This is a genomic window from Bradyrhizobium sp. Kon56, assembly GCF_055807635.1.
Window position 1 is genome coordinate 23,015 of record NZ_JBVVOU010000042.1, and the last position, 12,124, is coordinate 35,138.

Genomic DNA, 12,124 nt, shown 5'->3' on the forward strand with positions numbered 1-12,124 from the left:
AATGCCCCATGCCACCCCTTTGGTGCTCGCCGCCATCGTCGCCAGCTCAGCTCTGCTGGTCCTCGCGCCAGGAGGCGCCGCAAATGCTGGGTCGGCGGGTGCGGGCACGGGGACAAGCGCGAGCAGCGCCAGCGCTGGTCCGTCGGCGCCTGCCGGAATGGGGACGAATGCGGGTAGCGCCGGCGCTGGTCCCTCAGCGCCTGCCGGAATGGGGACGAAAGACACCGCCACCGGCGCAAATCCGAGCACCAACAATCAATTGAACAATCCGAACGTTGAACCCGCCACGCCGACAAAGTCGCGGACGGCCGCACAGGCCGCAAGAAATGTCGGGGTTGGTCACGCGCAAAATGGCCTGCCGATCGGGGCCATTGGGACGGGTACAAGCAACGAGGACCAGATCATCATCGGCTCATTACCCTCCCGAAACGCATCAGCCCCGGCAGCACAGGCCAAAGGAAACATCAGTGGTGGTCACGCGACAAATGGTCCCCTGGTCGGAACGTTTGGAAAGGGCCCCAGTCTTTCCGACCAGGTGAGCCGGCCGCGCGCCGCGCGAGCTGGCGATAAAGTGCTGGACGCCAAAGCGCAGGTCGAGCGACGAACAACCGTTTCGCCCAAACGCGTTCCCGGCATCACAAAGCGGGGTTTGTAGCTGCGAGCGAAGCGGCGAGTAGACTTGCTATGGCTTCGCGCCCATGAGTCCACGCCCTAACAATCGGTTAACGAAGAACCCATAGCGTGTTCCGCCGTTGACCTGCATCCCGTCACCGCATGACGAGGTGGGTCTAGGACGGGGCCAATACCATGGCGGACCTAAGGGAAAAATTGGACAAACTCCGTGCTGATGCCGCGGATTTGGTCCTTATGAGCAGGCGATCGAGCGACCCGCAAAAGCGCGCACTTTTCGAACGCTTGGCAGATGAGCTCGCCATAGAGGCTCTCGAACTCGAGCAGGTGGTGAAGCTGCAAAGCCGGCGCTCCGGTCACAGCGACATGGGCAAAGTCGTGCCCCTCCAGGTGCGTCCAGATCGTCGCTGACCGCTTCCTTTTGTGGGCGTCGATACCAACAAACCCCATGCGGCGGCGGCCCGATGTAGGTCGGGCCCGAGCTCGCCGCTCGAATGGCGCGACCAAGCAGATAGATAGCTCCCCGCCAAAAAAGCACCCCTGGCTCGCTCAACCAGGAGATCGGCGGCTTGCAATCTTTTCAAATGTCACCCGATTAAATATGGAACAATAAAAATGAATTACCTGAATTAAATGCTAGACGAGATTTAAATTTGGATTAGGATGCGAATGCTTGGCGCCGGACGCACGCGTCAAGGACCTCCTGGAAGCGGCCCCATTATCGTGCCCCCTGCTCACGCCGTCCAATGGATGTAGGGGCCGCTTCTTTGGCAAATTGGGAGGCGAATCATGCAGTTCCTGTCATTAGGTGATTGGTTTATCATCTCCGCAGCAACGGGTACGCTCCTACTGGTGGAGGTCGGAGTTTTGATCATTGTGGGCGTGATCTGAGCCGGGCGTTTTCCCTCCATTCAATTTCAGCGCTTCCAGCGCGCGGACTGCACTTTATGCCCTCCATCGAGTCTACCCACTTCAGCACAGAGCTTTCGGAGCAACGCTCCCATGGTCGCGGGCGTGCGCCTGCTGCCTGCCTCTCTTCCACTCCTACTGAGGGTGCGAGTGGGCGGAGAACCATCAAGGTCATGCCCGAGGTCGCGAATGACAACGCGGGCACCTGGCCTCTGCTACCGCTTCCGGATGGTTGGTACGCCACCTGTTGATCTGTGATGCGGCTCGGTCCTGCGGTTGCTCAGCACGTAGCAGGCGGGCGCATTTTGAAAGCTTTCGATTGCCCACCATCCGCCGGTTCTCGCTGGCGTGCCTTTGTGCTAAAGTAATTTCGCAGTCTGTCCGGATCGCAATCCTAGTCATCCCGCCGGCTCCCAGGTGGGCGGGCTTTTCATTTCAGCGAAAGGCGCCCGTTGTATCCGGTAGAAGCATCTTGACGCCAGTTGATGCAAACGTTGTACTGGGCCACATTTACCGCGTTAGCGGCCTCGCAGTTTTTGTGTATGATTATTGTAGGGGCGTTCCATGCGTAATTCTGCTCGCTCAGATGGCGACGACGACGCCGAGCAACTACGGCTTCGCCGTCCACGACGAAGTGTTGCGCGCGGTTCTCCAGTGCGGCCTGGACGATCCAGGGGAAGCGGAGGTCCAGTCGTGGCCGTTGCGCGTGAATAGACGGATCGCCTTGTCTTGGCGTTCGACGCGCAGGTGATACCTCTTCCAGAGTCAGCGCTTTGCCCTAAGATCTTCGATCTGCATCGGCATGAGTTGGTGGCGTGTCAATAGAATGCGACAGCGATACGTTTTTCTTTACGCCAGACGACTGAACAGCGACGTGGGCCACCGTCCGGAATGACAGTCAGCGCGAATTCGTCGGGAATCTTTTCATCTCCTGCAACATCAAGGGCGGCACCGTATTCAGAGATGCTGCGGATCAAGCAATCTGCTTTTGAACGGCCGAAGCTGATTGAGCCAGACTTTACGATGCGTGTCGAATGCGAACTGTTCTGCGCCATAGTTTTCCTCCGAGTTAAGGGTTCGCCCCGCAGAGCGCAAATCGATTGTCTCGGGCACCTACTGCGAGAATCTGGGAAGCCAATCAAATCTTGGCGCCCGTCGAATTAAATCGAAAATGCGATTTAAAACGATCGTTATCTTAAAGGCGCAATTAAATCAAATTAAATCGTCGCAGAGGTCTATTCCGAATTTCTGCAAAATGGCTGGACCAGTGCAAGCGGCCTGAGATCGCTCATACAGCCATATCTCGATCCCGCAGGGCCCTCGTCAGTCTCTGCGGCCGCCGACAGGACCGCACCGGGTCGATGGCGGTTGCTGAGACCGCGCTACTTTGGGCGACTACCGCGATACGAAGGGAATTAAAGCGCCGGCTCAGGCCCGCAGTACCGCGGTACGCATGGGCATAGAGAACCCGCCGGCTACCGGAGCTGGCGGGTTTTTCGCTTCTAGTGTGATGCAACCAACGCTGCCAAGCTGAATGCGACAACGCACGCAGCGGCCAAGGACCAAAGGGCTATCGCGATCTGTTTGGGCATGGTGGTGGCCTCCTAACGGACAGCCGCCTAGTCCTTACTGCCGGACGAGCTTAGAGCGCATACCGATCAGCATTGTGTAGGCAAGGCGGCGCCAAATCAGGTTCATCAGGACTAGCATGTGGCATCCCCGTAGCTGATGCGATCAGCTTCGACCTGCTATGTTTCAAGAAAATTTCGCCGGTGTGCGAAATGGCTTCGTGCCGAGGGTAAGCGGGCAGCCCGCCGGACGCTGGCCGGCCGCTACTAGCGCTTTAGAAGCCCGTGGGCAGCGAATGTTTCCGCCACCGCCTTGGCGAGAACGTTGCACTGTTGATAGTCCCCGGCATCGCCAGCGGCTGATCCATCGAGTTCTGGACATGTGCCACCATCGAAGAACCACTTAGTGGTCCCGACAGCAGCTATCACCCGACATTTCGGACACTGCACCTGCATTCCCTAGATATGCCCGACGGAGCGATGATTCTGTGGCAGGGACATTGTCGGATCGGCGACCGCCTCATCGTGGCGGCCCCATGCTGGCGGGGTTTCTTTTTGTCTTGTCCGATGACAGATCGGTGTGTGGCCAGGATCGGAAGTGATTCCTAAAATCGTCCGGCGAGTGCATCTGCTCGTGTTGAACTCCTGGTCACTCCGCTCAACCTCGAAGCGGGACGCCAACCTGCCTCAATCGTCGGGCTCCCGGTCGAGAGGATACTTTCTGGCCAGCCGATCAAGTGGTTCGTGTGCTTCGGCATCGGCAAGTTCGTGGAGGCGAGGGCCTGCTCAGCCGATCGGCTCCGGTATACTTCGAGGTTGTCCCGCCAAATCTCAGCGGTAGGGCCGCGGAGCCCTCGAATCCATACGAGCAAGACCGGTCTCACAGCTCGCGCTCCATGGCGGGATGGCTGCAATTCTTGACTTTGACCCAGTGCTTCTGCCGGCCGCCCTACGAGGCTGGCTTTTTTGCAGGCGAAGGCTGCGGCGATTCACGGTGACGGGCGGCCCTTCAGCTTTGGAGTAGCTGCGGCACGAGCGGCCCCCCTTAGCGCTGCCGCGATGGTTTTCGTCCGCGTACTCAAAGGAAGTCTTCCCTTCGGCGCCTTGCGCCCAGATGATTTAGACACTTTGGTCACAAGCCTGAGATCGCTGCCGCAGCTGGCGCATTCGTAGATCTTCAGCTCATAACCTTTGGTCGTGGGGAAAAAGGCCTTGAGTACTCGGGGCTGACTACAAGCTGTGCATCCGGCTTCGCTGTTCACGATGGTCCTCGGGAAAGCAATTTGGTCGCAATAAACGCATTTAAAGCTGAGTCTCCGTTCAGGCGCAACTTGGAGCATCATATGTGTTCATTTGCGCAGCGGCTCCTCCGCAGGCCGCGGAGAGACTGCTCCGGCTTGGGCGCCTGGGGGATGATGCCGGGGCCGCTCCGCTAGCTCGAAGGAAGACAGCTAGCGCGACGGCAAACCGGGTAATCATGGCGCGGTTCCTAATGTCCTGCCCGGCAGCCAGTAGCCGCACGTAGGTCCCGCTCTCATGCAGCTCTAGCCAACCTGTTTTCCACAAGCATCCGAACCTGCTCTTCCTGCTTTCCAACACTTCTCTGTAGGCTGATAACGCTCCCCCTGTTTCACCAACCAGCCGCCTTCGATCATCTTCTCTGCCAAAGCCTTCGAGCATGCCGGCAGGTTGCCGCCGGGGTAATACAGGCCGTCTCTGCGATCGACTCTAAAGCCGTAGATGCGCGCCAGACGAAGGGGCTTTCAGCATGCCGGGAATGAGAACTACGGTCGTGCTCGTCATCGCTCTCCAAATGGCGGCACCACCCAAACGTTCCTGAAGCCACTCGGCAAAATCCGCGCCAAATCATCTATTCCTGGCGGTGCAGAAGGCCGTCGAGCTACTGCGCGTCGGGGGTATGGAGAAGTCAGCGAAAAAGCCCCAGCTTCACAAAGGATAGTGAGCTGGGGCAAGTTCACCTTCTGACCCGGGATCACGAACCCGGGCTATCGGGAAAACTTGGCAATGTAGCTGACGTTCCTATGGCCACCGCGCGTCGTGGGTGTGGAAAAGCAGATCGTCCGGCGTCCTTTGATCCGTCTCAATGCTCAGCAGTGGTTGTCGACGAGCCTTCGGCCATGAGCCCCTCGCACGAGCCAGGCCCGAATAGAGAGGCGCCGGACCCAGAGCCTTCGCGCATGGAGGAAGCTCGACGCATCATCGAGGAATATGCGAACCTGCGCGAGATCATCAGGAAGCTACGCGCCTCCATTGACTCGCGCGCGACTTGACGGCACCGCGGCAGCCGGAGTTCGATCGGCGGCATAGGGCAGCATCAGCACGACATCGACGAGCTCGCGCGCATGGAGCGCATCTGCGAGAGCCCGGATTGATGCTTACGACCCTACTGTCTCTCCGGAAGCAAAGGCGATCCCGATCCGCTTGGCCGAGCGCCACACCGTTCGGCACGGCCGGTGCAATTCCGCCGTCGGGATGCTCAGCATGAACTCGTGCGGTATACCAATTTGACTTGGTACATCCAAGTTGGCCCCGCCGTCAGACAGGTCACGGACGACGCAGCTGAAGGCGCCCCCAGGAAATTCGATCATCGCGGCTTTCAAGACGCGCCGCCGGCGTACGTTGCGTTTTTCCATGACCGCGAGACTACGAGCCACAGATGAGAAATTGTTGAAACTTGTCGCGGAAAGTCTCGCTCGAATCCTCGGGAGCAATTAGGGGTGCGTTAATCGATCAGGCGCGGGTCGCAGCGACGGTAACTGTCGGGCAGATGCTTCTCCTCGAACCACGCTTCCGCGGCATCGACCGTGGAGAAGACCTTGATGTGGTCGATAGTTCTGACTTGGCTTGTCCGGGCTGACAGCCGTATAGGCAGGCCATTGCTATCGACCACCGCCTGGATTTTGCTCGTCAAGCCGCCGCGTATCTTCCCATCGATTGGCGCTCATTCCTTGTGATGCAGGCTCCATGCTGATGCCCACGGACAATCGAGGTGTCGATCATTTGGACAGCGGCATCGTGGGCAACGGCAAGTGCGTCTATGATGCAGCCCCAGACACCAGCCCGCCGCCAGCGAACAAAGCGGTTGTAGCAAGTCGTGTAAGGACCGAATGCCGCCGGAAGATCACGCCATGGCGCCCCGGATCGAAGAACCCAGTAGATGCCATTGAGGACGCGGCGGTCATTCACCCGTGGCACGCCGCGCGACTTGTTTGGTAGCATCGGCCTGATGACGGTCCATTCGTCGTCGGAGAGTTCGTAGCGCATGATTCGAGCTCCAGTTCGGGAGTTTGAATCACGGCCATCCGGCCAAACGCAACGCTCATGGGCAGACACTGGTACGGCGCTTTTGGACACGAACGGACATCAACCATCCCGCACTCTGTGCCAAAACTGTCGAAAATGACCCAAAGCAGTCGTTGCTGGAAATCAACAGGATTGAATGCTCCACCAACAGGGCGGCAATGCCGGGGCAGCCGGGACATCGTCAGAGTGCGATTGTTTCCTCGACTACATGTTTCAGCGCCGTCCCCTCAGCCGACAGGGTCATTCGCAGTTTGAGCTGGCCACCTTTCACCGCCCCGCTGCGCACTAGGTTTTCGATTTCACGCTGCGATGTAACTCCGACATGCTTCAGAAATTTACGGATAGCCATATTGAAGCGGTCTTCATCGAACTCGGCGGTCATGGCTGTTCTCCCTGGTCGGTCAGGCGATGTCTAACACGAGGTGAGCAAAGACCCAACATCGAGGCCCAACTCGCGTCACCCCCGACTTCCTCCTCAACCTGATTGCCTACAACGTCGGCCCGGAGCTGAAGACTACACCCGAGGCGGCGCAAGGTCGGCCGTTTGAGGTGGACCGGACACGGCTGGAGCTGTCGCCGACCGCCGCTTGTGACCCATGGCGGAAGTCAGTGACCGGTCAAAAAAAATATTCCTTCGAAGGCCGCTGAAGTCATCTTCCATTTGTTCGGTTTTGGCGATTACACTGTTGCACTCGTATGGTACCCATTTTTTTGCACGGAGAGATTTCATGACCTTGTCAGACGTCACCCGCCGCAGATTGATCGGCAGTCTCGCGGCCGGAGTAAGCGCGGTCTCGGTAACTTCATCAAGCATCAGCAGCGCACGTGCTCAATCCGCGCAAAAGACTTTTGTTCTTATTGGCGGAGCCTTTTACGGAGCTTGGTGTTGGCATCGCGTCACCGAGAGGCTCGAAAAACAGGGCCACAAAGTCTATGCGCTTACGCTTACGGGATTGGCAGAACGCTCGCATCTCCTCAGCAGAGACATAAATCTCGACACGCACATCACGGACATCGCAAATCTCGTCGAATGGGAAGACCTCACAGACATTTGCCTCGTTGCCCATTCGTATGCCGGATGTCCCGCATCGGGCGCGCTTGAGCGCGTTGGAAACCGTGTGTCATCTATCGTCTGGGTTGATGCAATAAAGCCTGCCGACGGGGAGTCATTCCGAGACTTGGTCTCCTTCCCGATAGAGGAGGGTGCAATCAGCCGTCCGGCTCCCAAAGCGCTCCCCCCGACGGCCTTTAGCGACCCCAAAGACGTTGCTTGGGTTCTATCGAAGGTAACTCCTCAACCGATTGGCACATGGCTGCAATCTGTGAAGCTCTCCGGCGCACGCGAAAGGGTCGCGAAGAAAACCTACATCCGCTTACCCAAATTCCAGTTAGCGGCCTTGGACAAAGCGGCAGGGGAGTGCAAGTCCGATAATTCTTGGACCGTCCTCGAAAACGCGACGTCTGGCCACTCCGTTATGATCGCCGAGCCGGATTGGTTGACTGACGTGCTGGTGAAAGCAGCGTGAGATTGATCTGATCAGGAACGACTTTCCTGGGCGGCCATAACTAAATTGTAGCCGAGCGATCCGTCTCGCTCGGCTTGCGAGTAGCCAGTGTACGAACGACTTCCACACATGGCCCGTGACCGACCTCAGTTAGAGCGCTGCGAGGGCCGCTTCCGGGAGATGAGCCGACCCGATCATGCAAGCTGCCGAGGGCTGCCTTTGACCCAAAGCCGAACAAGTCAACGCGGGCGCTTTTTTCGGCCAGAGATCTCTGATGCTTCGTGGCTGCGAGCCTACGGCACGTTCGTCGCCACGGTGTGTGGCTAGAAAACAAAACGCCGCTGTCGCCGCAATCGGCGACGCATCGCCGAGACACCTGTGACTTTTGAACGTTTGCCGACTTCGTTCCTCGGCTTGCTCAACCCGGCTGCGAGGGTTCTGAAGCTCTGTCAGTTGAGATCTTAGAAACCAAACGCGTTCGTGCAGAACTGTCATGCGGTTGTGCCCCTGACCAGGCCTACTCATCAGCGCGCCTTACTATGACTATTTAAAAACCGCCATTGTCAGGCCGGAGGACGTAAAATCACTCAGTTCAATTAATAGTAGCTCAGGTTCGCTGAAAGTGCTGTGAAATACCTCATTTTCGTGGAAAAGACGTGTCCTGAGCGGTTTCATTTGCTTGTGAGGTGGGTACCAACGTCGGCGGATTAACCGCGCGATCCGGTTTAGTTTTAATGAGACAAAATACTGCTTGTTAGCCTAGGCGGTGCAGATCAACGTGCAGATATTGCCGTTTTCCGGGCTCGGCGGCATCGGAAAACTGACTCTGTAGAGGTCCAATCGCGATCGCTGCGATGGCTCGATTGGAAGTTACCTCTTCATTGGAGAATCTCGCCATGGTCGAACGTCGAGCAATGGAGCGGATACCGATCAACCGGGCGGCGCGGCTGTCGTTTGGTGGATGAGTGGGACCCATCCGTGCGTGGTGCGCGACATCAGCGCCCTGGGAGCCTGCATCTCCACGCCGTACTACATATTCGCCAGCGAATTTGCGCTATCGTTCGACGAACATTCCGAAACCTTCACCTGCCGCCTCATGTGGAGGAAGGAGACACTTTGCGGGGTGTGCTTCCTCCTGCGCCGCAGCTCGCCGAAATTGGCGAATGACGTGGTGCGGCTTGACCACCAATGATGTGCTGCCGACTCTGAGCATCCTTAAGCTCATGTGTCGACATAATTCCTCGCGTGCGCTGAGAGGCGATCGGGCGGCCGTTTTGGGCGACAAAGTCGAGCCCCTCCACAAGGTCCGCTGATTGAGGGATGGCAGACCAGATCAACTCACGTTCAGTTCTTCGCGTTTTGACCCGAAGCGGTCATGTTGCGATTTTGGGAGGAAGCATCTCAACGTTCGCATCACGCTGCAAATCGTGTCACCGCGTGAAGTTCGCAGCTTGATCGCCTCCCGGAAGAGAAGACGTGGAGGCTGGCCGTTGGCAGCCTTCTCCCGAATTTTGCCTGCTCGCCTCTCTGGCCAACAAGTTTCCTCAAGTCTTCAAATCAATCGTGGCTGCCTGGGTTTGATCCTGATTGAGTTCAGCAGCGTTGCGGCGGCGATCATCAGCAGGATGCCGGCGAGGCTGAGCGCGATCTGCATCGCAAGACCATTCGAGATGTCGGCCAGCGCTATTTGGCTGGCGAGCGCCAGCAGAACACCGAGACAATAGATTGCCAGCGAATTCTCCCCACAGCGGATCGCTGCGCGCATCAGCGGCATCGGCAGTCCTTGCCAATCGCGGGGTACGAGCCATACCGCCAAAATCGCAAGCGCTAAAAAATGCAGCAACCGCAAGGGAGCGAGATCCGATTTGTCGACTTGGTAAACCACACTGGCGAGCGCTTGTGGGACCAGATCTTCCAGGGTCGTGAGCCACCAACTCAATGCGACGATCAGGCTAAAAGTCAGATAGAGAACTGCAAGTACAAGCGCGATGCGACAGGTCATCCAGGGCCAGACTCCCTTGCCCGCAATGACACACCAGGCGCCGAGCACAACCAGCAGCTGCCAAGCCAGCGGGTTGAAGAACCACACGTTGTTGGGCCAGGCCGGGACGGTCCAGCCGAAGACGTGTACCAGCGCATAAAGCAAGAGCGACGCGCCGAGTGTCACGTTCGGCACTCGCAACAGCAACCACAATAGTGGTGCAAACAAAAGATGATAAACCACGAAAATCGGCAAGACGTCGGTATTGACCGGACGGTATTGCAGGATCGCCGCATGCGCGAGCGCCGCACCCGGATGTTCCAGCAAAAGGCGCGTGTTGCTCTCGTCGGCGATCCGGCCACCGCCGGTTAGGTAGACCATGATGGCGCAAGCTATAGTGAGCAATAGAAATGCAGCATAAATGTCCCAGCTTCGCCACAGCGTACGGGTGATGACGCCGGGCCAGCCATCGCGCGAATGTGCGCTGCCGTAAGCCAGTGCGCAGGTCACACCCGAGACGAACATGAATACTTCCGCGCTATCACTGAAGCCGTAGTTCCGCAGCGTCAGCCAGCTTCCGATGTTGTTGGGGAAATGATTCAAAAAGATGCACCAGAGCGCGAGGCCGCGGCAAGCATCGATGCGTAGGTCGCGGCCTAGCCCTTTCGGCTGCGGCCGCGGGCCCGCCAATGGCATCGCAGGCGCCGCGAGCAACTCGGGTTCGGGCTGCGGATGCAGTCCGCGCAACGCGTTTCGCTCGATCTCCGCCAGCATCCGGCGACCGTCAATGTTCAGCGCAGTCCGATGCTTGTCGAGGTGGGCCGGCGCGTCACTAACGCGATACGATCGCATCGGCTCCCGGGCATCGGACAGATCGATCGAACTGATCGCCACCATCTCGACGAAAGAGCTGCGCGGCGGCGGCGCAGGCACCATCATCATGGTGGCGACGGACCGAAAGGACGGAAATGATAATCCTTCCATTCCTTCCATTAATTCTTCGTCGGTAATCACTTCATAGGAGCCAGCCGGTAGTATCCGCTCCAAGCTTGTGATCCGAAATGGGTGCTCGAACTCCACCGTTTCACGTCGTGATCGGGTAATCGTCATGATCATCCTCGCATGTTGGCGAGGACGCGCCGGGACAGCGGATAACAGCTGGCATAAAGAGGCGATCTCGCGGGTGCTGAACGCTCAATGACGGGGCTATTCAGCACCTCGGGCGAAAGCGATTCCACTGCAAACCGAAACCGGAAACTCCGCCTCAGAGCCATGCGCGTCCGGATTAATTGTTATCGAATATTCGCTGCCGTCCCGGCAGCCAATGCGCCAAGCATCGACCCCAGATTCGGTGCCGCCTTGATACATGGTCCGAACAACAGCTCCACAGGCCTGCTTTCTATTCTTCAAAACGGACGTCCAGAAAGCGAGATGCTTAGCCTGATCCAGTGCAAGTATCCTCATCGACCTTTTGTTAGCGGCGTGGGCCATTCTGAAAGGCTCGGCAGCTACGACCTCGGGTGGCATGGCTGTTGTTGCAGTGGCAGCCGCCCTTCTAAAATGCAGATCGGCATCCAGAACAAACCATAGGACGGTGAAGCTCGCGACAGCCACCAGAGAGAGAATAGGCGATCGCTTCATCATGTCTCTCCCTCCCAGAGATCGAGACATTGCGGCCATCGCGGCGTCGCGAGGCCCGAGAAACCTAACGAAATATGGTACGTCGTGAACGGCGCTGATCGCTGCAACCGCCCAGGAACTGAGCCCTACCTTTCGATGAGCAGTGGCACAGCGGGGAGTGCAGCAGCGGCAGCGGGTTCAAGCAGCGGCACTGACCTGTCGCGAAAAGTGTCAAGGTGGGGCTGACTGATACCGTTTAAAGCCGCGTCAGCTCGGCTCGAACCTTGCGTGTCACTGCGTGCCGAGCGGCGAGCTTGACAGCGCACTAGATGTCCGATTCGGGCACACGTTTACCTAGTCGACTGGAAGAGCATGATCTGATCAACGGCAAACACAACTCACGATTTATGAACGCGCGGAGGTTTCACACAACCGCTGAGGCATAGAAGGGCACGGCGCGCGAGACGGACTCAGATCGCATAACGCGCAGCGCGAGATAAATGTCTCTTCCTGGCCGATTTTGTTGCAAAAGTTGGCTGCAATGGATTTGGCCGCTGGGCCTTTTGTTGAGCCGCGCTTTGAAGCGC

Annotated in this window: 8 protein-coding genes and 1 pseudogene; 3 read left to right on the top strand and 6 right to left on the bottom strand. The window is 58.0% G+C overall.

Features of this window, described 5'->3' with window-relative positions; all coding sequences use genetic code 11:
- Positions 1-208: 208 nt before the first annotated feature.
- Positions 209-655: a hypothetical protein gene (locus tag AC0L3B_RS34990; protein ID WP_473382059.1), complete on the top strand. Its 447-nt coding sequence runs from the start codon at positions 209-211 to the stop codon at positions 653-655.
- A gap of 1,702 nt (positions 656-2,357) precedes the next feature.
- Here the strand turns inward: AC0L3B_RS34990 and AC0L3B_RS34995 are convergent.
- The 4 genes and pseudogenes from AC0L3B_RS34995 to AC0L3B_RS35010 form a co-directional block, all read right to left on the bottom strand.
- Positions 2,358-2,594, bottom strand: a complete 237-nt coding sequence (locus AC0L3B_RS34995; RefSeq protein WP_085383467.1) for a hypothetical protein — start codon at positions 2,592-2,594, stop codon at positions 2,358-2,360.
- Positions 2,595-5,503: 2,909 nt separating this feature from the next.
- On the bottom strand, positions 5,504-5,761 hold the full coding sequence (locus tag AC0L3B_RS35000) for a PilZ domain-containing protein (protein ID WP_085383468.1): 258 nt from the start codon (positions 5,759-5,761) through the stop codon (positions 5,504-5,506).
- A gap of 194 nt (positions 5,762-5,955) precedes the next feature.
- Positions 5,956-6,392: pseudogene (locus tag AC0L3B_RS35005) on the bottom strand (IS5 family transposase); the annotation flags it as partial.
- Positions 6,393-6,612: 220 nt separating this feature from the next.
- A complete protein-coding gene (locus AC0L3B_RS35010; RefSeq protein ID WP_085349977.1) occupies positions 6,613-6,813 on the bottom strand; it encodes a DUF6494 family protein in 201 nt (66 codons plus the stop codon).
- A gap of 346 nt (positions 6,814-7,159) precedes the next feature.
- On the opposite strand from AC0L3B_RS35010, the gene AC0L3B_RS35015 reads away from it, so the two are divergent.
- Entirely contained in the window at positions 7,160-7,957 is a 798-nt protein-coding gene (locus tag AC0L3B_RS35015) for an alpha/beta fold hydrolase (protein WP_085383469.1), read from the top strand.
- Positions 7,958-8,918: 961 nt separating this feature from the next.
- On the top strand, positions 8,919-9,128 hold the full coding sequence (locus tag AC0L3B_RS35020; protein WP_231188839.1) for a hypothetical protein: 210 nt from the start codon (positions 8,919-8,921) through the stop codon (positions 9,126-9,128).
- Between the two features lie 360 nt (positions 9,129-9,488).
- Here the strand turns inward: AC0L3B_RS35020 and AC0L3B_RS35025 are convergent, their stop codons facing one another.
- Together AC0L3B_RS35025 and AC0L3B_RS35030 are read right to left on the bottom strand one after the other, a co-directional pair.
- On the bottom strand, positions 9,489-11,027 hold the full coding sequence (locus AC0L3B_RS35025) for an OpgC domain-containing protein (protein ID WP_473382062.1): 1,539 nt from the start codon (positions 11,025-11,027) through the stop codon (positions 9,489-9,491).
- Positions 11,028-11,123: 96 nt separating this feature from the next.
- Positions 11,124-11,561 (bottom strand): hypothetical protein, encoded by a 438-nt coding sequence (locus tag AC0L3B_RS35030; RefSeq protein ID WP_085383470.1) that lies wholly within the window; start codon positions 11,559-11,561, stop codon positions 11,124-11,126.
- Between the last annotated feature and the right edge of the window lie 563 nt (positions 11,562-12,124).